This window comes from Halomonas maura, assembly GCF_030409305.1.
Lineage (GTDB): Bacteria > Pseudomonadota > Gammaproteobacteria > Pseudomonadales > Halomonadaceae > Halomonas > Halomonas maura.
The window spans coordinates 25,432-47,890 of record NZ_JAUFPQ010000015.1 but is presented as its reverse complement, the minus strand read 5'-3'; the positions used below and the strand labels follow the sequence as shown (position 1 = coordinate 47,890).

The window sequence follows — 22,459 nt, the reverse complement described above, 5'->3', positions numbered from 1 at the left end:
AGAGGACACCATGCCCGAGTATCGCTCCCGCACCACCACCGCCGGCCGCAACATGGCCGGTGCCCGCGCCCTGTGGCGCGCCACCGGCATGAAGGACGACGACTTCCACAAGCCGATCATCGCCGTGGCCAACTCCTTCACCCAGTTCGTGCCGGGCCATGTGCACTTGAAGGACATGGGCCAGCTGGTGGCCCGGGAGATCGAGAAGGCCGGCGGGGTGGCCAAGGAGTTCAACACCATCGCCGTGGATGACGGCATCGCCATGGGCCACGACGGCATGCTCTATTCGCTGCCGAGCCGCGACATCATCGCCGACAGCGTCGAGTACATGGTCAACGCCCACTGCGCCGACGCCCTGGTGTGCATCTCCAACTGCGACAAGATCACCCCGGGGATGCTGATGGCCGCCATGCGCCTCAACGTGCCGGTGATCTTCGTCTCCGGCGGCCCCATGGAAGCCGGCAAGACCAAGCTCCTCGACCACGGCCTCGACCTGGTGGATGCCATGGTCATGGCCGCCGACGACAGCGTCGACGAGGCGACCCTCAACGAGGTGGAGCGCAGCGCCTGCCCGACCTGCGGCAGCTGCTCCGGCATGTTCACCGCCAACTCCATGAACTGCCTCACCGAGGCCCTGGGCCTGGCGCTGCCCGGCAATGGCACGGCGCTGGCGACTCACGCCGATCGTCGCCGGCTGTTCGAGACCGCCGGCCATCGCATCGTCGAACTGGCCAAGCGCTACTACGAGGGGGAGGAGGCGCACCTGCTGCCCCGGGCCATCGGCTCGAAGGCCGCCTTCAAGAATGCCATGACCCTGGACATCGCCATGGGCGGCTCCACCAACACCATCCTGCACCTGCTGGCGGCGGCCCAGGAGGCCGAGGTCGACTTCACCATGGCCGATATCGACCGGCTGTCCCGGGAGGTGCCGCAGCTGTGCAAGGTCGCCCCCAACACCCAGAAGTACCATATCGAGGACGTGCACCGGGCCGGCGGCATCATGGCGATTCTCGGCGAGCTCGACCGCGCCGGGGTGCTCGACACCCGGGTGCCCACGGTCTACGGCGACAGCCTGGCCGAGGCGCTGGAGGAGTGGGACATCATGCGCTCGCCGAGTGCCGAGGTGGTGGAGTTCTTCAAGGCGGGCCCCGGCGGCATTCCCACCCAGGAGGCGTTCTCCCAGAGCGCCCGCTGGCCGAGCCTCGACGGCGACCGCGCCACCGGCTGCATCCGTGACCTCGAGCATGCCTTCTCGCGGGAGGGCGGCCTGGCCGTGCTCCAGGGCAATATCGCCGTGGACGGCTGCGTGGTGAAGACCGCCGGGGTCGACGACTCCATCCTGGTGTTCGAGGGGCCGGCCCATGTGGTGGAGTCCCAGGACCAGGCCGTGGAGCACATCCTCGACGGCAAGGTCAGCGAAGGCGAGGTGGTGATCATCCGCTACGAGGGCCCCAAGGGCGGACCGGGCATGCAGGAGATGCTCTACCCGACCAGCTACCTCAAGTCCAAGGGCCTGGGCAAGGCCTGCGCGCTGCTCACCGACGGGCGCTTCTCCGGCGGCACCTCGGGGCTGTCGATCGGCCACGTCTCGCCGGAGGCCGCCGCGGGCGGGGCCATAGGCCTGGTGGAGAGCGGCGACATCATCCGCATCGACATCCCCAACCGGACCATCGACGTCAAGCTCTCCGACGCGGCGCTCGCGGAGCGTCGCCGGGCCGAGGAGGCCCGCGGCCGTGACGCCTGGAAGCCGAGTATCCAGCGTGACCGCAAGGTCTCGGCGGCGCTCAAGGCCTATGCGCTGCTGGCCACTTCCGCCGACAAGGGCGCGGTGCGCGACCTGTCCAAGCTCGATTGATGCCTACGGCCGCCCCGGGTCGCCGGGGCGGATGATTCGCTTCGCTGCAGTTGGGAAGCCGCCTAGATGAAGACCCAGACCCTCAACGTCGGCCTGATCGGCTTCGGCATGGCCGGCAGGACCTTTCACGCGCCGCTGATCCAGGCCGCCCCGGGGCTCGAGCTGTCCGCCATCGTCTCCAGCGATACGGCCGGGGTGCAGGCGGCCTATCCGGAGGTGACGGCGCATGCCAAGGCGACGTCGCTGTTCGCCGATCGCGATATCGACCTGGTGGTGATCGCCACGCCGAACGAGACCCACTTTCCGCTGGCCAAGGCGGCGCTGGCCAAGGGCATGCACGTGGTGCTGGACAAGCCCTTCACGGTCTCGCTGGCCGAGGCCCGGCAGCTCAAGTCCCAGGCCGAGGGGGCGGACCGGCTGCTCAGCGTCTTCCACAATCGTCGCTGGGACAGTGACTTCCTGACCCTGAAGGCCCTGCTCGACGAGCAGCGCCTGGGGCGGGTGGTCGAGGTGGAGTCGCGCTTCGATCGTTTCCGACCGGCAGTCCCCGATCGCTGGCGGGAGCAGCATCGTCCCGGGAGCGGCATCTGGTACGACCTGGGGCCGCACCTGCTGGACCAGGCCAGGGCGCTGTTCGGCATGCCGCGGGCGATCCATCTGGAGCTGGCCTCGCTGCGCGACGGCGCCGAGATCGATGACGACTTCCTGGCGGTGCTGGAGTACGACCGGCTGCGCGTGACCCTCAGGGCCAGCACCCTGGTGGCCGAGCCCACGCCGCGTCTGCGGGTGAACGGCACCCGGGGAAGCTTCGTCAAGTACGGCCTCGACCCCCAGGAGGCCTGGCTCAAGGAGGGCGAGTGCCCCCAGCCGGCCTGGGGCGTCGATCCGTCCCCGGGACGCCTGACCATCAACGAGGGGGAGGGCGACGAGGTGGTGCTGGCCCATCACGAGGTCGAGAGTGTCCCCGGCGATTACCGGGCCTATTACGACGGCATCGCCCGGACCCTGCTGCGCGGCACCCCGCCGCCGGTCACCGCCGAGCAGGCGCTGGAGGTGATGACCCTGCTCGAGGCCGGGCTGGACAGCTATCGCCAGGGGCGCTGGGTCAAGCTCAAGGAGGGGGGTAGCCTGCCGCGCCGGCTCCACGCCAAGGGCCAGGGGTAGCAGCGGGTCGCCTCGAGGATCGCCAGGCCCGGGAACGGCTGCCGATGGCCCGCGGGAAGCGCTACCAGAGGGTGGGCTCGCTGGCCTCGCTGCGCAGCTTGTCGCGGGCGATGAACAGCGCCGCGATGGCCCGGCCCTCGTGGAAGTCCTCCCGGGCCAGCAGGGCGGAAAGCTCGTCCAGGGCATGGGTCTCGACGATCAACGGCTCGGGCTCGTCTCCCGGCAGCCGCTTGGGGTAGAGGTCGCTGGCCAGCATCACCTGCATGCGGTGGCGCATGTAGTTGGGCGCCAGGGTCAGCTCCACCAGCGGCTCGATGCGATGGGCCCCGAAGCCGCATTCCTCCATCAGTTCGCGGTTGGCCGCGGTGACGAGGTCCTCCCCCGGGTCCACCAGCCCCTTGGGCAGCGTCAGCGCATAGTCCTCGACCCCCGCGGCATACTCGCGGATCAGCAGCACGTGCTTCGGGTCGGGCATGGCCACGATCATCACCGCCCCGACGCCCCGGCCGGTGCCCCCCAGTCGCTCGAAGGTCCGCTCGGCGCCATTGGCGAAGCGCAGCTCCATTTCCTCGACATGGAACAAGCGGCTGCGGGCCACGCTGCGGCGTGACAGGACCTGGGGCTTGCGCGGGTGATGGTCGGACATGGGCTCTCCGGTGGGGCAGGGCGGCGAAATGCGCCATCGGCGTCGATTGGTTACACTATCACGTCTTCCCCTTCATAGACGTCACTGGCCTGCCCTGACGAGGAGCCACGATGATCGATTGGCGCGCCATCGACACCGTCCTGCTGGACATGGACGGCACCCTGCTGGACCTGCATTTCGACAGCCACTTCTGGCTGGAGCACCTGCCGCGGCGCTACGTGGAACTGCACCGCCTCGACGAGGCCACCCAGGAGGAGGTCCGCGCGCGGATCATCCGCGAGCAGGGCACCCTCAACTGGTACAGCCTGGCCTACTGGAGCCGGGAGCTGGGCGTCGATATCCTGGCCCTCAAGCGAGAGGTGCAGCACCTGATCGGCCTGCGCAGCGACGCCCTGGACTTCCTGCGCTGGCTCAAGCAGGCGCACCCGCGGGTGGTGCTGGCCACCAACGCCGACCGCGAGAGCCTGGCCCTGAAGCTGCCGCTGACCGGCCTCGAGGACTTCGTCGACGCCATCGTCTCCTCGGCCGACCTGGGCGTGCCCAAGGAGGCCCAGGAGTTCTGGTTCGCCCTCCAGGAGGTGGAGGCCTTCGACCCGGCCCGGACGCTGTTCATCGACGACAATCCGGCGGTGCTGGAGAGTGCCCGGGAGTTCGGCATCCGCCACCTGCTGGGCATCAAGCAGCCCGACAGCCAGCGCCCCGAGAAGGAACTCGAGGAGTTCATCGCCCTCGAGCGTTTCGCCGCCATCCTGCCCGACAACCTGCCCCCCGGAGGCCCCGGGGATGTCTAGCGTCAGGCTCGACAAGTGGCTGTGGGCGGCACGCTTCTTCAAGACCCGGGCGCTGGCCAAGAAGGCCATCGAGGGTGGCAAGGTCCACTACAACGGCGCCCGGGCCAAGACCAGCAAGGCCGTCGAGGTCGGCGCGCTGATTCGCCTTCCCCAGGGCTGGGACGTCTGGGAGGTCGAGGTGCTGGCCCTCTCCGAGCAGCGCCGTGGGGCCCCCGAGGCCCGCGAGCTGTATCGCGAGACGCCGGAGAGCGAGGTCCGCCGGACCCGGGAAGCCGAGAGCCGCCGCCAGGCCAACCAGGCCATGCAGCATCCCCTGAAGCGGCCGGACAAGAAGCAGCGTCGCGAGATCAAGCGCTTCATGCGGGGGGATGACGCCTGAGGGGAGGGGCAAGACGTGAGGGGGATAGCGAAAGGGGTTCCCCGCTCTTGACTCCTCACACTTCTCCCCTCACTCCAGACCCTTCGCCCCTCACTCCTTACCCAATATCAGGCAAGTATCATGAGTGACCAGATCCAGCGTTTTCTCTTCGAGCGCACCAACGTGCGTGGCGAGATCGTCACCCTCGAGCAGGCCCATGCCGAGGTGATGCAGCGCCATGACTACCCGCCGGCGGTGACCCGCCAACTGGGCGAGCTGCTGGCCGCCGTGGCCCTGCTGACCGAGACCGTCAAGCTCGATGGCACCATGAGCATCGAGGTGCGCGGCAAGGGGCCGCTGTCGATGCTGATGGCCGAGTCCAACCCGGGCGGCGAGCTGCGCGCCATCGCCCGGCTCGACGAGGAGGCGCCGCTGCCGGCCGAGGACGCCGGTTTCGCCGAGCTGCTCGGCGAGGGGCGCATCACCATCACCCTGGACCCCAGGGAAGGGCGACGCTACCAGGGGGTCGTCGCCCTGCAGCGGGACAGCCTGGCGGGCTGTCTCGAGGACTACTTCAGCCAGTCGGAGCAGCTGCCGACCCGGCTGTGGCTGGCCGACGACGGCCGGCGCGCCGGCGGCCTGCTGCTGCAGCGCCTGCCCGACGAGTCGCTGAACCAGGACGACGATGCCTGGGACCGCACCGTCCAGCTGGCCGCCACCCTCACCCCCGTGGAGCTGCTGGAGGTCGACCAGCGGGAGCTGCTGCACCGGCTCTACCACGAGGAGACGGTGCGGGTCTTCGCGCCCAAGGCCCTGCGCTTCGCCTGCAGCTGCTCCCGGGAGCGGATCGCCGGTGCGCTGCTGACCCTGGGCGACGAGGAGCTGCGCGACATCCTGGTCGACCAGGGTGGCATCGCGACCCAGTGCCACTTCTGCCATACCCGCTACGAGTTCAGCGTTGCCGAGGTGGAGGCCATGCTCGATGATCCCGAGGGCCCGCCGCCGACCCTGCACTGAGCCAGTGGTGGGTGGCGAAGGGGGCCCTTCGTGTAGTCAATGGCGCTGATGTAGTAGTAAAACTACAAGAACGTCCGCCAACGTTAGCGTTTCCTGACGCTCGGGTTTTTGTCATAATGCGCGCGTCTCATCCGTGACCGGGCGCCGCCGCCGAGACGGGTAACCGCATGCGGCGTGCCGGGGATGAACGACCACTGCGTCAAGGACGCCCGGCAAACGAGAGAGAATCGGCCCTCGAGGCCCAGGAATCGACATGACCACGACTCAAGCTGCTTCCCAGGCGGCCAGCCCGCAGTCCGCCACCGCCCACGTCAACCTCAGTAGCGCCGAGCTGATCGAGCGCGCCGTGGCCAATGGCGAGGGGCGCCTGGCGGCCCAGGGCGCCCTGGTGGTGAACACCGGCCAGCGCACCGGTCGCTCCCCCAAGGACCGCTTCATCGTCGACGAGCCGTCCACCCGCGACGCCATCGACTGGGGCAGCGTCAACCAGCCGTTCGATGCCACCCGATTCGATGCCCTCTGGGCCCGCGTCGAGGCCTATCTGACCGGCGGCGAGCACTATGTCTCCGAGCTGCACGTGGGCAGCGACCCGACCCATTACCAGCCGGTGCGCGTCCACACCGAGACGGCCTGGCACAACCTGTTCGGTCGGACCATGTTCGTGCGTCCCGAGGCCTACAACCCCTCGGCCAAGGACGAGTGGACCATTCTCAACGCCCCCCATTTCGCCTGTGACCCGGCCCGCGACGGCACGAACTCCGATGGCTGCGTGATCCTCGACTTCGCCCAGCGCCGGGTGCTGATCGCCGGCATGCGCTACGCCGGCGAGATGAAGAAGGCGATGTTCTCGGTGCAGAACTTCCTGCTGCCGGCCGCCGACGTGCTGCCCATGCACTGCAGTGCCAACGTCGGCGAGGATGGCGAGACCACCCTGTTCTTCGGCCTGTCCGGCACCGGCAAGACCACCCTGTCCGCCGACCCGTCACGCTTCCTGATCGGCGACGACGAGCACGGCTGGGGGCCGGGCACCGTCTTCAACATCGAGGGCGGCTGCTACGCCAAATGCATCGACCTCTCCGCGAAGAACGAGCCGGTGATCTGGAAGGCCATCAAGTTCGGCACCGTGCTGGAGAACGTGGTCCTCGACGAGCGTCGCGAGCCCGACTACGCCGACGACAGCCTGACCCAGAACTCCCGGGCGGCCTACCCGCTGGAGCACGTCGACAAGCGCGTCCCCGAGAACCGTGCCGGCGAGCCCAACGCCATCGTCTTCCTGACCTGCGACATGAGCGGCGTGCTGCCGCCGGTGTCGGTGCTCTCCAAGGAGGCCGCGGCCTACCATTTCCTGTCGGGCTACACCGCCAAGGTGGGCTCCACCGAGATGGGCTCCTCCAGTGGCCTGGAAGCGACCTTCTCCACCTGCTTCGGGGCGCCCTTCTTCCCGCGCCCGGCCCGTGAGTATGCCGACCTGCTGATCAAGCGCGTGGCCGCGCAGGATGCCCAGGTCTACCTGGTCAACACCGGCTGGACCGGTGGCGCCTATGGCGAGGGCGGGGAGCGTTTCTCCATTCCCACCACCCGCGCCATCATCAGCGCCATCCAGACCGGCGTGCTGCGTGACGTCGAGACCCGCCATGTCGAGGGCCTCAACCTGGACGTGCCGACCGCCGTGCCGGGCGTCGACGCGCGCCTGCTCGATCCCCGCGAGACCTGGCAGGACAAGGCCGCCTACGACCGTCACCTGGGTGAGCTGGCCGGCAAGTTCGTCGACAACTTCAGGAAGTTCGACGGCGTCAGCGAGGCCATCGTCGAGGCCGGGCCCCGCCTGGGCTGAGGCCCGTCGGGGAGAACCCCCGCGCCCGAGTCCTGTCCGAGAAGGGGAAGCCGAGGCTTCCCCTCTCTTGTGCGCGCCTGGCTCGATTCGATTCTGTCGGTGTAAGGAGTTCGGGGTGAGCACGACACAGGAGCACTCCAAAGACGGGAGAGCGACCATGAAGCGACGCAATTTCCTGGGTCTGCTGGGGGCCGGGGGGTTGGCCGGCCTGCTGCCCGGCCTGGCCAGTGCCCGTCCCAAGCTGGACCTGGCCCCGGCCCCCGGGCTCGAGCCCCTCGAGCTGAGCGAGGCCGAATGGCGCGAGCGTCTCGGCGAGGCGCGTTTCGAGATCCTGCGCGAGAATGGCACCGAGCCGGCGTATTCCAGTCCCCTGGACAAGGAGACCCGGGAGGGGGAGTACCGCTGCGCCGGCTGCGACCTCGTGCTGTTCACCAGCGCCATGAAGTATGACTCCGGCACCGGCTGGCCGAGCTTCTTCGAGCATGTCGAGGGGCATCTGCTCACCGAGCTGGACCTGGTCATGCTGATCCCGCGCACCGAGTATCACTGCGCCCGCTGCGGCGGCCACCAGGGCCATGTGTTCGAGGATGGGCCCCAGCCCACCGGCCTGCGCTGGTGCAACAACGGCCTGGCGCTCACCTTCGTCCCCGCCTGAGGCCGCCGGGGCGGTTCAGCTTTGTGCCCGCCCGGGGCGCGTTTGTGATACCTTGACGCGACTTCTGCCCCCTGAACGTCAAGGATTTCATGGACGCACAAGCCAAGATCATCGATCGTCTCGCCGAGGAACTCGGCGTTCGCGCCCCCCAGGTGGCGGCCACCGTGGAGCTGCTCGATGGCGGCGCCACCGTTCCCTTCATTGCCCGCTACCGCAAGGAAGTCACCGGCGGGCTGGATGACACCCAGCTTCGCACCCTCCACGAGCGCCTGGGCTATCTGCGCGAGCTGGAGGAGCGCCGCGAGGCGGTGCTGGCCAGCATCGACGAGCAGGGCAAGCTGACCCCCGAGCTGACCGCCAGCATCGGCGCCGCCGACACCAAGCAGCGCCTGGAAGACCTCTACCTGCCCTTCAAGAAGAAGCGTCGCACCAAGGCCCAGATCGCCCGCGAGGCCGGCCTCGAGCCGCTGGCCGAGGCGCTGCTCGCCGATCCGTCCCTGGATCCCGAGACCGAGGCGCCCGAGTATTTCCGCGCCGCCGAGGGCGATGTCCCGGCCATCGAGGATGCCAAGGCGGCCCTGGACGGCGCCAAGCAGATCCTCATGGAGCGCTTCGCCGAGGATCCGGAACTGGTCGGGCGGCTGCGCGAGCGGCTGTGGAGCGAGGGCGAGCTCAGTGCCCGGGTGATCGGCGGCAAGGAGCAGGAGGGGGCCAAGTTCTCCGACTACTTCGAGCACGACGAGAAGCTCGCCAAGACGCCCTCCCACCGCGCGCTGGCCATGTTCCGCGGCCGCAACGAGGGCGTGCTGGCACTGACCATCCGCCTGCCCGGCGAGGACGAGGTCAAGGTGCATCCGGCACAGGTGGCGATCGCCAGGCATTTCGACATCGAGGACCGTGGCCGGCCCGCCGACCGCTGGCTGGCGGAGGTGGTGCGCTGGACCTGGCGGGTCAAGCTCTACACCCACCTCGAGACCGAGCTGATGGGCCGGCTGCGCGAGCGCGCCGAGCTCGAGGCCATCGAGGTCTTCGCCGCCAACCTCAAGGACCTGCTGCTGGCCGCGCCGGCGGGGCCCCAGGCCACCCTGGCCATCGACCCGGGCCTGCGCACCGGCTGCAAGGTGGCGGTGGTGGATGCCACCGGCCAGTTCCTCGCCCAGTCCACCATCTATCCCCATGCGCCGCGCAACCAGTGGCGAGAGGCGCTGGCCGAGCTCGCCCGCCTGGTGGACAAGCACGCGGTGACGCTGATCGCCGTCGGCAACGGCACCGCCAGCCGCGAGACCGACAAGCTGGCCGGCGAACTGGTCAAGGCCATGACGGACAGGCGACTGTCCAAGGTGATGGTCAGCGAGGCGGGGGCCTCGGTCTACTCGGCCTCGGAATACGCCGCCCGCGAGCTGCCGGACCTGGACGTGACGATCCGCGGGGCGGTGTCCATCGCACGGCGCCTGCAGGACCCGCTGGCCGAGCTGGTCAAGATCGAACCCAAGTCCATCGGCGTCGGCCAATACCAGCACGACGTCTCCCAGGTCCAGCTGTCGCGCAGCCTGGAGGCGGTGATCGAGGACTGCGTCAATGCCGTGGGGGTGGACCTCAATACCGCCTCCTCGGCGCTGCTGTCCCGGGTGGCCGGGCTCAACGCCGGGCTCGCCGAGAACATCGTCGCCCGCCGTGACGCCGAGGGCGCCTTCGTCAGCCGCCGCCAGCTGCTCGACGTCAGCCGCCTGGGGCCCAAGACCTACGAGCAGTGCGCCGGCTTCCTGCGCATCATGGGCGGCGACAACCCGCTGGATGCCAGCGCCGTGCACCCCGAGGCCTACCCGCTGGTGGAGCGCATCGCCGCCCGCAGCGGCCGCCCGCTGGCCGGGTTGATCGGCGACAGCGCCACCCTCAAGGCGCTCAAGCCGGCGGAGTTCGCCGACGAGCGCTTCGGCGTGCCCACCGTCAGCGACATCCTCAAGGAGCTCGACAAGCCCGGCCGGGACCCGCGTCCCGAGTTCCGCGCCGCCGAGTTCCGCGAGGGTGTCGAGACGCTCAAGGACCTGGAGCCGGGCATGGTGCTCGAGGGCAGCGTCACCAACGTCACCCACTTCGGCGCCTTCGTCGACATCGGCGTCCACCAGGACGGCCTGGTGCATATCTCGGCGCTGTCCGACAAGTTCGTCGAGGACCCGCGCTCGGTGGTCAAGGCCGGCGATATCGTCAAGGTCAAGGTGATGAGCGTGGACCTCGCGCGGGCTCGCATCGGCCTGTCAATGCGTCTCCACGACCAGCCGGGCGAGCAGGACGGCGACCGGCCGCGCCGGGGCGGCGGCGAGTCGCGGGGCGGCCAGGGCAAGCCCGCCCGTCGCGGCGGGCCGGCGAAGGCGGGCGGCGGCCAGGGCGACGGCCAGCTCGGCGCCCTCGGGGCGGCCCTGCTCAAGGCCAGGAAGGATCGATGAGCGTTGGCCTGGCTGCGGGCGGCGAGCCCGAGGCTCGAGGCTCGACGCGCGAAGCTCTTGGCCGACTCATCTTGAATCGCCGGCTTCGGGCACCATAATCTGAGGGTTTGCGGGCGCCGTGGCGCCCGAACCGCCAACCGGGAAGCCGGTCCCTCTTCCGGCCGGCTTCCACGACATGGGGTGTTCACCTTGTCCGAATCGCTTTCCCCCCTTATCGCACGCCTCGGTCGCCTGGCCGGTCAGGGGCGTCTCGGCCGCCTGCGCCGCGGCATCGAGAAGGAAGGGCTGCGCGTCGATGCCGCGGGACGTATCGCCCAGACCCGGCATCCTGCCGAGCTGGGCTCCAAGCTGACGCATCCGCATATCACCACGGACTATTCCGAGGCGCTGCTCGAGTACATCACGCCGGTCTACTGCCGCCCGGAGGATGCCCTGGACTTCCTCGCCGACCTGCACCGCTTCAGCTACCGCCACCTGGGCGAGGAGCTGATCTGGCCGGCCAGCATGCCGTCCCGGCTCGACGGCAACGACAGCGTGCCGATCGCCGATTACGGGGGCTCCAACGTGGGGCGGATGAAGCACGTCTATCGGCGTGGCCTCGACGTGCGCTATGGCCGGATCATGCAGGCCATCGCCGGGGTGCACTACAACGTCTCGCTGCCCGACGGCTTCTTCGCGCTGCTGCGCGAACTCGACGGCGAGGGCGAGACCGCCATGCAGGACTATCGCTCCTCGCGCTACTTCGGGCTGATCCGCAACTTCCGCCGTCACAGCTGGCTGCTGCTCTACCTGTTCGGCGCCTCGCCGGCGGTCGATCGCAGCTTCCTGTCCGATGGCCGGGTCCCCGAGGGGCTGCGCCCCCATGGCCGGGACACCCTGGTCGCGCCCCATGCCACCAGCCTGCGCATGTCCGACCTGGGCTACCAGAACAAGGTGCAGTCGCAACTGAAGATCTGCTTCAACTCGCTGTCGAACTACGTCAACACCCTGCGGCATGCCATCTCGACGCCCTGGCCCGACTACCAGGCCAGGGGCGTGCGGGACGGCGATACCTGGCATCAGCTCAACGCCAATATCCTGCAGATCGAGAACGAGTACTACAGCGATATCCGGCCCAAGCGGGTGGCGCGTCACGACGAGACGCCGAGCCAGGCCCTGGAGGCGCGAGGCGTCGAGTACATCGAGGTGCGCTGCCTCGACCTCGACCCCTTCGATGCCCTGGGCATCGACGCCATCCAGAGCCGCTTCATCGATACCTTCCTGATGTGGTGCCTGCTGGCGGAGAGTCCCTGGATCTCCGACGAGGAATGCGAGCACCTGGACGACAACCGGCGCCTGGTGGTGTCCCGCGGCCGCGACCCCGAACTGCGCCTGGACCATCACGGCCGCAAGCGCGGCATCGCCGACTGGGGCGGCGAGATCTTCGCCGAGCTCGAGGACGTTGCCGGATTGCTCGACCGCCTGGAGGAGGGCGCGCCCCATGCCGAGGCCATCGCCGCGCTGGCGCCGCGCCTCGAGGACCCGTCGCTGACCCCCTCCGGCCGCCTGCTGGCGCGCATGGAGTCGAGCGGCGAGGAGTTCGTCGAGGTGGTGCTGGAGCTGGCCCGGAGCCAGGCCGCCCGGCTGCGCGAGGAGCCCATCGGTCGGGCCCGGGAGGCCCTGTTCGACCAGTTGGTGGAGACCTCCCACCAGCAGCAGGGCGACATCGAGGACGCCGATATCGACGGCTTCGGCGACTTCCTGGCCCATTATTTCGAGCAGGCCCGGGAATCCCGGGCCCTGTCGCCGCTGCGCGTGGGAGGCCGGCCATGATCGAGGAGCTGCGTGACTGGAGCGTGCGGCGCTGGAGCCTGCTGGGCCTAGGCGCCTGCGTGCTGATGATGGCCGTGGCCCTGGGCCTCGAGCACCTGGCGGGCCTCGAGCCCTGTCCGCTGTGCATCTTCCAGCGCATGGCGGTGATCGCCGCCGGCCTGGTGTTCGCCGTGGCGGCCCTGCACAACCCGAAGGGTCGCCTCGGCGCGGCGCTCTATGGGCTGGCCTCGCTGCTCGCGGTGGGCACCGGCATCGGCCTGGCGGGACGCCATCTGTGGCTGCAGTCGCTGCCGGCGGACCAGGTGCCGTCCTGCGGGCCCGGGCTCGACTACATGATGGAGATCCTGCCCCTGCAGCAGGTGGTCGCCACGGTGCTGACCGGCTCCGGCGAGTGTGCCGAGATCGGCGCGACCCTGCTGGGGCTGTCCCTGCCGGGCTGGACCCTGATCGGCTTCCTGGGGCTCGGCCTGGTGCCGCTGGGCCTGCTGGCCCGCGCCCTGCGGCGACGGCGGGGCTATCGTTGGCCGGGACTGACCGAGCGGGATTGACAGCGACCCCGCCAGGGAGGAGTCTGAGTCTCCAGGCCGGGTCGTCGGAGTGCCCGAGGCGGGGGTCAACGAGCGAGGGAGGCATCATGCTGGAAGACTGCAAGAATGCACAGGAACGCTGGGGTGGCGTGCATCAGCTGATCGACCGCTGGCTCGACGAGCGCCGCGAGCTGCTGGTCCGCTTCATCGAGCTCAAGGAGGCCTGCGACGCCGACCTCGAGGCGGTGACCAAGGCGCGCATCGATGGCTTCAGCGAACTGCTGATGGACTACATCAGCGCCGGGCATTTCGAGGTCTACCCGCAGCTCAAGGCCGAGGCCGAGGCCTTCGACGACGACGATGCCCTGATCCTCGCCGAGCGTCTGCTGGAACGCCTCGGCATGTCCACCGAGCTGGTGCTGGCCTTCGACGAGGACTACGCGAGCCCGGTCCGCTGCCAGCACTACCTCAAGCGCCTGCCGGCCTGGCTCGACCGCCTGGCCAAGGGGCTGACCGAGCGCTTCTCCCTGGAAGACCAGCTGATCGCCCGGCTGCATGCCGCCCATGCCCCCCAGCATCGGGCGCCCAGCGAGGCCTGACCCGCCGTCGGGCCCCGCCTCCTTCGGGGGGAGTCGCAGGTCGAATTGAGTTTTGTGCACTGCAGGCATACCATTTCGGCGGTTCGACACCCGGCCGCGGCGGGCACTCCGCCCGCCAGGCCCATCCTCACGGCGACAACCGAAGGAGCCACGATGAAAGACCCCGTCCGTATTGCCATTACCGGCGCCGCCGGCCAGATCAGCTACTCTCTGGCCTTCCGCATCGCCTCCGGCGACATGCTGGGCAAGGACCAGCCGGTCATCCTGCAGCTGCTCGAGATTCCGCCGGCCATGGACGCCCTCAACGGCGTGGTCATGGAGCTCAACGACTGCGCCTTCCCGCTGGTGCAGGACATCGTCGCCTCCGACGATCCCAACGTCGCCTTCAAGGACGCCGACTTCGCCCTGCTGGTCGGTGCCCGTCCGCGCGGTCCGGGCATGGAGCGCAAGGACCTGCTCGAGGCCAACGCGGCGATCTTCTCCGTGCAGGGCAAGGCGCTGAACGACAACGCCAGCCGCGACGTGCGCGTGCTGGTGGTCGGCAACCCGGCCAACACCAACGCCCTGATCGCCTCCTGCAACGCGCCGGACCTGGATCCGGGCCAGTTCACCGCGATGATGCGGCTGGACCACAACCGCGCCAAGACCCAGCTGGCCCAGAAGACCGGCAAGCACGTCACCGATGTGGAGTCGATGATCGTCTGGGGCAACCACAGCGCGACCCAGTACCCGGACCTGGCCCACTGCCAGGTGGCCGGCCAGCCGGCCCTGGAGCTGGTCGAGCGCGACTGGTACGAGAACGACTTCATCCCCACCGTGCAGCAGCGCGGCGCCGCCATCATCAAGGCGCGTGGGGCCTCCTCCGCGGCCTCCGCGGCCTCCGCGGCCATCGACCATATGCGCGACTGGGCGCTGGGCAGCGACGGCATCGTCAGCATGGGCATCCCCGCCGACGGCAGCTACGGCGTCGAGCCGGGCATCATGTATTCCTACCCGGTGGTCTGCCAGAACGGCAAGTACGAGATCGTCCAGGACCTGGAGATCGACGACTTCAGCCGCGAGCGGATGAATGCCACCGAGACCGAGCTGCGCGAGGAGCGGGCCGCCGTCGAGCACCTGCTCGGCTGATCGCCTTCGAAGCTTCGGGCTGCGCGTCCCGAGCTTCGAGCTCAACAAGGCCCCGGCCAGGCAATGCCTGGCCGGGGCTTTTTCGCTGGGACACTATCCGGCATATCCTGGGTGCCGTAGCCCGTAGCCCGTAGCCCGTAGCCCGTAGCCCGTAGCCCGTAGCCCGTAGCCCGTAGCCCGTAGCCCGTAGCCCGTAGCCCGTAGCCCGTAGCCCTCCGCGAAGCCGGGCCGGATCAGTCCCGCAGGCTGATGATGCGCCAGCCGCGCTCCTCGGCCGCCTCGCGCAGCGTCGCGTCGGGATCCACTGCGACGGGGTGATCGACCCGCTCGAGCAGCGGCAGGTCGTTGTGGGAGTCGCTGTAGAACCAGGCGTCGGCCAGCGTCAGCTCGCGACCGTCGAGCCATTGCGCGAGGCGGGTGACCTTGCCTTCCCGGTAGCTGGGCACGCCGCTGACCCGGCCGGTGTAGCGGCCCTCGGCCATCTCCGGTTCCACGGCGATCAGCTCCTCCACCCCCAGGCGCTCGGCGATGGGGCCGGTGATGAAGCGATTGGTGGCGGTGATGATCAGCAGGGTGTCCCCCCGGGCGCGATGCCGGGCGATCAGTTCCTCGCCCCGCGGCAGGATGTTCGGCTCGATCTTGCTGGCCATGAACTGCTGGTGCCAGGCGGCCAGCTGTTCCGGCGTGTTCTCGGCCAGCGGCCTCAGTGCCACGGCCAGGAACTCGGCCATGTCGAGGGTGCCGGCCTCGTAGTCCGCCATGAAGCGGTCGTTGGCCGCCTTGTAGGCCACCGGATCCACGGCGCCCTGCTCGAGCAGGAACTCGCCCCAGGCATGGTCGCTGTCGATCGAGAGCAGGGTATTGTCCAGGTCGAAGATGGCGAGGCTCACGGCATTCCTCTTGGTGATGGGCATGGTATTCGAGGCGGCGATTATGGCAGAAGCCCGCCATGGCTTCGAGCGTGGCGCCAATGGCGTATTGATACGTTTCACGGCCTTGTGGAAGAATGAATCCAATACTGGATTCATAAGGTGAAGTCCGTGATCGACGCTGACGGCTTTCGCCCCAATGTTGGCATCATCATCGCCAACGACCAGGGGCAGCTGCTTTGGGCGCGTCGGGTTGGGCAGAATGCGTGGCAGTTTCCCCAGGGAGGCATCAAGGCGAACGAGACACCGCAACAGGCACTGTTTCGCGAATTGCACGAGGAAATCGGCCTGACGGCCGAGGACGTCGAGGTGCTTGCCTGTACCCGGGGCTGGTTGCGTTACCGTCTGCCGCGACGCATGGTACGAACACACTCTCGGCCGGTGTGTATCGGTCAGAAACAGAAATGGTTCCTGCTCAGGATCCGCTGCGGCGAGACCCGGATCTGCATGGATGGCGGTCCGGCCAAACCGGAGTTCGATGGCTGGCGCTGGGTCAGCTACTGGTACCCCCTCGGCCAGGTGGTGCCCTTCAAGCGCGAGGTCTATCGCCGCGCCTTGCGCGAACTGTCGCCGAGGGCGCAGCGCCTGGCCCTGGGGCATGATTGACGCCCCGAGACGTGTCGGAGGACGACTCCTCCGGCGACATCCTCAGCGAGGCAAACAATAATGGACAGCAAGACGCCGATGCTCGAGGTGTTGCGACGCATCATCCTGGAGGTCAACGGGGCCCGCAATCTGGACGCGGCCCTGTCGACCATGGTGCGCCGCATTCGCAAGGCCATGCGCACCGACGTATGTTCCTTCTACCTCTTCGACCCCGAGCTCGATCAGCTGATGCTGATGGAGACCATCGGCCTGCGCACCCAGGCGGTCGGCCACGTGGCCCTGCCGGTGGGGGAGGGGCTGGTGGGGCTGGTGGCCCAGCGCGAGGAACCGATCAATCTCGAGAATGCCCAGTCCCATCCGCGCTTCCGCTACTTCGAGGCGACCGGCGAGGAACGCTATTCGAGCTTCCTGGGCGTGCCGATCATCCACCAGCGCCGCATGCTCGGCGTGCTGGTGGTCCAGCAGTCCGATAAGCGACGCTACGACGAGTCCGACGAGGCCTTCCTGGTCACCATGGCCGCCCAGCTGGCCGGCGTGCTGGCGCATGCCCTGGCCACCGGCAACCTGACCCGGCCGACCATGCCCGGCGGGCAGGCGACCTTCACCGGGGTGGCGGCCTCGCCGGGCATGGCCATCGGCGAGGCGGTGGTGATCGCGCCGCCGGCGGACCTGGACAGCGTGCCGGACCTGATTCCCACCGACGAGGACTACGAGGTGGCGCGCCTCAGGGAGGCCATCGGCCGGGTCCGCGACGAGATCCGCTCGGCCGGCGAGCGCCTGGCCAATCGCATCTCGGCCCAGGAGCTGGCGCTGTTCGATGTCTACCAGCAGATGCTCGGCGAGGCGGCGCTGTCCCAGGAGGTGGTCAAGCGCATCCGCGAGGGTCAGTGGGCCCCCGGGGCCTTGGCCGACGTGGTGCGTCGCCACGTCCAGTACCTGGAGCGGGTCGACGACAACTACCTGCGCGAGCGGGCCGCCGATATCCGCGACCTGGGCCGGCGCGTGCTGGCCCACCTCCAGGAGGAGGCGTCGTCGCAGCCCAGCGTCTACCCGGAAAGCACCATCCTGGTGGGCGACGAGATCAGCGTGGCCATGCTCGGCGAGGTCCCCCGCGAGCGACTCGCCGGGCTCGTCTCGGTGCGTGGTTCCAGCACCTCCCATGTGGCCATCGTGGCCCGGGCCATGGGCATCCCCACCGTGCTGGGCATGGTCGATCTGCCGTTGCCCCGGCTCAACGGGGCGCGGGTGGTGCTGGATGGCCATCGCGGCCGGCTCTTCGTGCGGCCCGGCGAGGAGCTCGAGAGCCACTACCAGAGCCTGATCGACGAGGAACGGGCGCTGGCCGAGGTCCTCGAGCACGAGCAGGACCTGCCCAGCCGCACCCCCGACGGCCACGACATGCCGCTGATGGTCAACACCGGCCTGGCGGTGGAAGCGGTGGCCTCGCTCAAGTCGCGCATCGGCGGGGTGGGGCTCTATCGCACCGAAGTGCCCTTCATGATCACCGAGCGCTTCCCCGGCGAGCAGGAACAGACCCGGCTGTATCGCGAGCAGCTGGAGGGCTTCGCGCCCCTGCCGGTGGTGATGCGGACCCTGGATATCGGCGGCGACAAGGACCTGCCCTACTTTCCCATCGAGGAGGCCAACCCCTTCCTCGGCTGGCGGGGCATCCGGGTGACTCTGGACCATCCCGAGGTGCTGATGGTGCAGCTGCGGGCCATGCTGCGTGCCTCCCAGGGGCTCGACAACCTGCAGGTGCTGTGGCCGATGGTCACCAACGTCGACGAGGTCGACGACGCCCTGCGCCTGCTCGACCGGGCCATCCGCGAGCTGGGCGAGGACGGCATCGAGGTATCGCGTCCGCGGGTGGGCGTGATGCTGGAGGTGCCGGCGACGCTCTACCAGCTGGAGGCCCTGTCGCAGCGGGTGGACTTCTTCTCGGTGGGCAGCAACGACCTCACCCAGTACCTGCTGGCGGTGGACCGCAACAATCCCCGGGTGTCCGAACTCTATGACGCCTGCCATCCCGCCGTGCTCTCGGCCATGGCGCGCCTCGCGGGCGAGGCGCGGGCGCTGGGGGTGCCGACCTCGGTGTGCGGCGAGCTGGCCGGCGACCCGGCCGGGGCGCTGCTGCTGATGGGCATGGGCTTCGATTCGCTGTCGATGAACGCGCCCAGCCTGCCCAAGGTGCGCGCGGCGATCCGTCGCGTCTCCCAGGCGGCGGCCCGGGAGCTGGTGGAGCAGACCCTGAAGCTCGACTCCCCGGCGGCGGTGGGGCGTCACCTCAAGGCCCGCATGGGAGAGTGGCAACTGAGTCACCTGCTGCCGCCCAAGGACGACTGAACTCGCGCGGGGTCAGGCCGGCGGAGGGGTGTCGAGCTCGATGACGGTCTCGCCGAGGCGGGCCCCCCGGGGAGCGAAGCGTCGCTCGCCGATCGTCAGGTGCCCGTCGGCCTGCCAGGCCAGCCAGCTGCTGGCCCGGGTGCCGTAGTCCTCGCCGCGGATGAAGGCGGCCGAGAGGCGACGCTCCCCTTCCAGGCCGACCCCGGTATCGGGCAGCTGGCGGTCATCGGCGGGGTAGGGGTCGGCGAGGGCACGCAGGGCGTCCTCGGGAAAATGGCCGTGGTGCAGGCTGGCCGCCAGTCCCTGGCGGGCCAGGATCAGCTTCGGCCAGGGGGTGTCCAGCTCGGCGTTGGACAGGCCGTGCAGGCCGGCGGGCACGAGTCGCAACACGACGCGGTCGCGCCCGCGGTGCAGGTGCCAGAGACGCCGGCCATCCCCGGCGAGCAGGTTGAAGCCGGCATAGTCGCGGGCTTCGCCGTCGGCGAGGCGAGCCAGCCAGGCCGGCAGGTCCGGGCACCGCAGGGCCTCGCGCACCAGTTCTCCGCGACTCGGCGCGCCGCGTGGCACGCCCAGCCCGGGATCGCGCACGTTGGTGACCGCGGCGAAGCGACCGCGGCGATGCACGGCCAACCAGGTGCCGCCGGCCTCCAGGTCGCGACCGCCCACGATTCCGGGGTCGTCGTCCCAGGGCGCCAGCGCCGCCGACGGGCGGGCATGGAACTCGTCACGGTTGGCGACCAGGCGCAGCGGGATGGCCTCGCCGGGCCGGTGGTCGAAGGCGATCAGGCACATGGTCGCCAGCCTAGCCTGCCCCCGAGCCCGAGGAAAGGGCCCGCCATGACAGCGCCCCCTCCCGCCGCGTACACTCCCTGACTCATGATCGACCCGGCACAGGGATGACAATGCGAGTCGAGACGCCCAAGGAGCTCTACTGGAACAGGCTGGTCCGGCCGATCCTCTGGCCGGTCCTCACGGCGCAGGCGGCGCTGGTCGCGCTGTGCCTGGTCATCGGCCTGAGCGGCTGGTGGCTGGTGCCGTCCCAGGCCACCTGGAGCACCACCTTCTGGCTGCTGTTGGCGTTGCTGGTGGGCAGCGGCCTCAACGTGGCGGTGTTTCTCACCCTGCTGAGGCAGCGTCTGCGCACCGGTGAGGCTCGTGTCGAGGCCGCGCTGGGCCGCGTGGCGAGTGCCCTGACTGCCGGGGAGGGCGATGCGCTGGACGCGGCGCAACCCCTCGACGATCCCCACGCCACCCTGGTCGAGCGGCTGGACGCCCTGGCCAGCCGCCTCCAGGGCCAGGTCGATCGCTGGCGCCGCGAGCTGGATGCCCGGCGCGGGGCCGAGCGTCGGCTCGCCGATGACCTCGAGGCCCAGCGGGGGCGGCTGGCTCGCCTGGCCACGGGGCGCGAGCGGGCGCGCGAGGAATCCCGGCTGAAGTCCGACTACCTGAACCACCTGCAGCAGGTGCTGACACCGTTGATGGCTTCCGTCGGTGAGGTCCTGGACAGCGACCTGTTCCGGCGCGATGCCAGCGAGGCCGAGCGGGCGGCGGTCCAGGGGCTGCACGAGCGCCTGGCCGATACCGCGGTGCTGCTCGAGAACCTCGTCGGGGCGCCGGCGCTCGGCAGCGAGCCGGTATCCCCGGGGCGGGTGCTGATCGTCGACGATGGCCCCGTGAACCTGATGCTCGCCCAGCAGGTGCTGGAGCGCCAGGGACTGCAGGTCTCCACCGCCACCAGCGGGGCCGATGCCTTGACCCGCCTGGACAAGCAGGCCTACGACCTGGTGTTCATGGATATCTACATGACCGACATGGATGGCGTGGAGACCTGCCGGACCTGGCGGACCCGCGAGGTCGACCATCCGGATCGCCCGCGCAGCGTGGTGGTGGCCCTGACCGCCAATGCCGGGGATGCCGACCGCCGACGGTTCCGGGCGGCGGGCATGGACGACTACCTGGCCAAGCCCTATCGTCCCCACGACCTGCTCGAGGTGGTCAAGCGCTGGCTGCCCGGTGTCATCGGCACGGGGGAGGGGGCGTGAGCGGGGCATCGCTGCTGCTCGGCTATCTGCTGCTGGGCGGGGTGGCCGGCACCCTGGCGGGGCTCTTCGGCATCGGCGGCGGGCTGGTCATCGTACCGGCCCTGGTGATGGCCTTCGGCCTGCAGGGCGTGATTCCCGAGGTCAGCATGCACCTGGCAGTCGGGACCTCCCTGGCGACCATCGTCGTCACCGGGGCCTCTTCCGCCTGGGGGCACTATCGCCGCGGCAGCATCCATCGGGACTGGTTCCTGGCCCTGCTGCCGGGGCTGTTGCTGGGCGCCATCGCCGGGGTCTTCGTCGCCGGTCGCCTCTCCGGCGGGCTGCTCGGCCTGCTGTTCGGGGGCTTTGTCCTGCTGGTCGCCGCCCGGATGGCGCTGGGGCGCGGCCCCAGACCCGGTGGCCTGCAGCCGGGGCGCGGCGCCATGGGGCTGGCCGGCGCGGTGATCGGCGGCGTCTCGGCACTGTTCGGCATCGGCGGCGGCACCCTGAGCGTGCCCTGGCTGACTCGCTGCGGGGCCTCGATGACCCAGGCGGTGGGCACGTCCTCGGCCTGCGGCCTGCCCATCGCCCTGTGCGGCGCCCTGACCTTCATCGCCGTGGGGTGGGGCGAGCCGCGTCTGCCTCCGGGGGCGCTCGGCTACGTGATGTGGCCCGCCTTCCTGGGCATCGCGCTCGCCAGTGTGCCCTGCGCGCGCCTGGGGGTGCGCCTGGCCCACTGGCTCCCGGCCCGGGTGCTGCGCCTGGCCTTCGCCGCCCTGCTGGCGGCGGTGGGGCTTACCTTCCTGATATGATCCGGGCCGCTGGCCTGTTTTTACCCCTTGCCCCTGACCCCTTTCCAGCTTCGTTTGAGGATTCCATGCTGACCTATCCGACCATCGACCCCGTGGCCATCTCCCTGGGCCCCCTCCAGGTGCACTGGTACGGGCTGATGTACGTCATCGGCTTCATCGCCGCCTGGTTCCTGGGGCGTCGACGCGCCCCGCGCATCGGCCTCGACGGCGACGATGTGGGCGACCTGATCTTCTATGCCGCCCTCGGGGTGGTGCTGGGGGGGCGCCTGGGCTTTGCGCTCTTCTACGGCATGGAGCAGTGGCTGGCCGATCCGCTGTGGATCTTCCGGGTCTGGGACGGGGGCATGAGCTTCCATGGCGGCCTGGTCGGCGTGCTGCTGGCGGCGCTGTATTTCGCCCGTCGCAAGCGCCTGGCCTTCTTCACCCTCACCGACTTCGTCGCGCCGCTGGTGCCGATCGGCCTGGGCGCCGGGCGGATCGGCAACTTCATCAACCATGAGCTGCCCGGGCGGGTCACCGAGCTGCCCTGGGGGCTGGTGTTCCCCGGCCAGGGGCCGGCGCCGCGCCACCCCTCGTCGCTCTACGAGGCCCTGCTCGAGGGCGTGGTGCTGTTCGTGGTGCTGTGGTGGGTCTCGTCCCGGCCGCGGCGCCGGGGCCTGGTCTCGGGGCTCTTCCTGACGCTCTATGGCGTCTTCCGCTTCGCCGTGGAGTTCGTCCGCCGGCCGGACCCCCAGCTCGGCTTCATCGCCTTCGACTGGCTGACCATGGGCATGCTGCTGACGCTGCCGATGATCGTCGCCGGGCTGGCGCTGATCGCCTGGTCCCGTCGCCAGCCGATCGATGCCGACCGCGCCGCCCCCTGACGGGCCGGGCATGTTAGACTGGCGCGCCCATTCATCCGTGACCCAGGCTCAGCTC

The 22,459-nt window shown here is 69.6% G+C and carries 20 protein-coding genes; 17 read left to right on the top strand and 3 right to left on the bottom strand.

All coding sequences use genetic code 11. The features are described 5' to 3' along the window. The first annotated feature begins 10 nt into the window (after nucleotides 1-10). Both ilvD and QWY76_RS09190 read left to right on the top strand, forming a co-directional pair. Nucleotides 11-1,855, top strand: a complete 1,845-nt coding sequence (gene ilvD / locus QWY76_RS09195; RefSeq protein WP_290310855.1) for a dihydroxy-acid dehydratase — start codon at nucleotides 11-13, stop codon at nucleotides 1,853-1,855. Between the two features lie 66 nt (nucleotides 1,856-1,921). After that, entirely contained in the window at nucleotides 1,922-3,019 is a 1,098-nt protein-coding gene (locus tag QWY76_RS09190) for an oxidoreductase (RefSeq protein WP_290310854.1), read from the top strand. A gap of 61 nt (nucleotides 3,020-3,080) precedes the next feature. On the opposite strand, the gene nudE is transcribed toward QWY76_RS09190, so the two are convergent. Next, nucleotides 3,081-3,665 carry an ADP compounds hydrolase NudE gene (nudE, locus tag QWY76_RS09185; RefSeq protein ID WP_290310853.1) on the bottom strand — a complete coding sequence of 195 codons (585 nt, stop codon included), beginning with the start codon at nucleotides 3,663-3,665 and terminating at the stop codon, nucleotides 3,081-3,083. Nucleotides 3,666-3,775: 110 nt separating this feature from the next. Between nudE and yrfG the strand changes: the two genes are divergently transcribed. The 10 genes from yrfG (at nucleotide 3,776) to QWY76_RS09135 (ending at nucleotide 14,830) form a co-directional block, all read left to right on the top strand. Continuing rightward, entirely contained in the window at nucleotides 3,776-4,456 is a 681-nt protein-coding gene (yrfG, locus tag QWY76_RS09180) for a GMP/IMP nucleotidase (RefSeq protein ID WP_290310852.1), read from the top strand. Beyond that, entirely contained in the window at nucleotides 4,449-4,835 is a 387-nt protein-coding gene (locus QWY76_RS09175; RefSeq protein ID WP_290310851.1) for an RNA-binding S4 domain-containing protein, read from the top strand. The genes yrfG and QWY76_RS09175 overlap by 8 nt, the downstream gene beginning before the upstream one ends. 120 nt (nucleotides 4,836-4,955) lie before the next feature. After that, nucleotides 4,956-5,831, top strand: a complete 876-nt coding sequence (gene hslO / locus QWY76_RS09170) for an Hsp33 family molecular chaperone HslO (RefSeq protein WP_290310850.1) — start codon at nucleotides 4,956-4,958, stop codon at nucleotides 5,829-5,831. Nucleotides 5,832-6,084: 253 nt separating this feature from the next. Continuing rightward, a complete protein-coding gene (locus QWY76_RS09165) occupies nucleotides 6,085-7,665 on the top strand; it encodes a phosphoenolpyruvate carboxykinase (RefSeq protein WP_290310849.1) in 1,581 nt (526 codons plus the stop codon). Between the two features lie 157 nt (nucleotides 7,666-7,822). Beyond that, nucleotides 7,823-8,320: a peptide-methionine (R)-S-oxide reductase MsrB gene (gene msrB / locus QWY76_RS09160; RefSeq protein ID WP_290310848.1), complete on the top strand. Its 498-nt coding sequence runs from the start codon at nucleotides 7,823-7,825 to the stop codon at nucleotides 8,318-8,320. Nucleotides 8,321-8,409: 89 nt separating this feature from the next. Beyond that, a complete protein-coding gene (locus QWY76_RS09155) occupies nucleotides 8,410-10,764 on the top strand; it encodes a Tex family protein (RefSeq protein WP_290310847.1) in 2,355 nt (784 codons plus the stop codon). Between the two features lie 180 nt (nucleotides 10,765-10,944). Then, entirely contained in the window at nucleotides 10,945-12,576 is a 1,632-nt protein-coding gene (gene gshA / locus QWY76_RS09150; protein ID WP_435388972.1) for a glutamate--cysteine ligase, read from the top strand. Then, nucleotides 12,573-13,124, top strand: a complete 552-nt coding sequence (locus QWY76_RS09145) for a disulfide bond formation protein B (RefSeq protein ID WP_290310845.1) — start codon at nucleotides 12,573-12,575, stop codon at nucleotides 13,122-13,124. The genes gshA and QWY76_RS09145 overlap by 4 nt, the downstream gene beginning before the upstream one ends. Nucleotides 13,125-13,210: 86 nt before the next feature. After that, nucleotides 13,211-13,702, top strand: coding sequence for a sigma D regulator (gene rsd, locus QWY76_RS09140; protein ID WP_290310844.1), 492 nt, complete (start codon nucleotides 13,211-13,213; stop codon nucleotides 13,700-13,702). Between the two features lie 153 nt (nucleotides 13,703-13,855). Beyond that, nucleotides 13,856-14,830 (top strand): malate dehydrogenase, encoded by a 975-nt coding sequence (locus QWY76_RS09135; protein ID WP_290310843.1) that lies wholly within the window; start codon nucleotides 13,856-13,858, stop codon nucleotides 14,828-14,830. Between the two features lie 233 nt (nucleotides 14,831-15,063). Here the strand turns inward: QWY76_RS09135 and QWY76_RS09130 are convergent, their stop codons facing one another. After that, nucleotides 15,064-15,720: a histidinol-phosphatase gene (locus QWY76_RS09130; protein ID WP_290310841.1), complete on the bottom strand. Its 657-nt coding sequence runs from the start codon at nucleotides 15,718-15,720 to the stop codon at nucleotides 15,064-15,066. 150 nt (nucleotides 15,721-15,870) lie between these two features. On the opposite strand from QWY76_RS09130, the gene QWY76_RS09125 reads away from it, so the two are divergent. Together QWY76_RS09125 and ptsP are read left to right on the top strand one after the other, a co-directional pair. Continuing rightward, nucleotides 15,871-16,365 carry an RNA pyrophosphohydrolase gene (locus tag QWY76_RS09125; RefSeq protein WP_290310865.1) on the top strand — a complete coding sequence of 165 codons (495 nt, stop codon included), beginning with the start codon at nucleotides 15,871-15,873 and terminating at the stop codon, nucleotides 16,363-16,365. A 78-nt stretch (nucleotides 16,366-16,443) separates the two neighbouring features. Then, nucleotides 16,444-18,708: a phosphoenolpyruvate--protein phosphotransferase gene (ptsP, locus tag QWY76_RS09120; protein WP_290310864.1), complete on the top strand. Its 2,265-nt coding sequence runs from the start codon at nucleotides 16,444-16,446 to the stop codon at nucleotides 18,706-18,708. A gap of 12 nt (nucleotides 18,709-18,720) precedes the next feature. Here the strand turns inward: ptsP and QWY76_RS09115 are convergent, their stop codons facing one another. Further along, complete coding sequence (locus tag QWY76_RS09115; protein ID WP_290310840.1) at nucleotides 18,721-19,500, bottom strand: NRDE family protein; 780 nt, start codon at nucleotides 19,498-19,500, stop codon at nucleotides 18,721-18,723. 110 nt (nucleotides 19,501-19,610) lie between these two features. On the opposite strand from QWY76_RS09115, the gene QWY76_RS09110 reads away from it, so the two are divergent. From QWY76_RS09110 to lgt, 3 genes are all read left to right on the top strand, one after another. Next, nucleotides 19,611-20,750, top strand: a complete 1,140-nt coding sequence (locus tag QWY76_RS09110) for a response regulator (RefSeq protein ID WP_290310839.1) — start codon at nucleotides 19,611-19,613, stop codon at nucleotides 20,748-20,750. Further along, nucleotides 20,747-21,541: a sulfite exporter TauE/SafE family protein gene (locus tag QWY76_RS09105; RefSeq protein WP_290310838.1), complete on the top strand. Its 795-nt coding sequence runs from the start codon at nucleotides 20,747-20,749 to the stop codon at nucleotides 21,539-21,541. The genes QWY76_RS09110 and QWY76_RS09105 overlap by 4 nt, the downstream gene beginning before the upstream one ends. Before the next feature lie 65 nt (nucleotides 21,542-21,606). After that, nucleotides 21,607-22,404, top strand: coding sequence for a prolipoprotein diacylglyceryl transferase (gene lgt, locus QWY76_RS09100; RefSeq protein WP_290310837.1), 798 nt, complete (start codon nucleotides 21,607-21,609; stop codon nucleotides 22,402-22,404). Nucleotides 22,405-22,459: the final 55 nt, after the last annotated feature.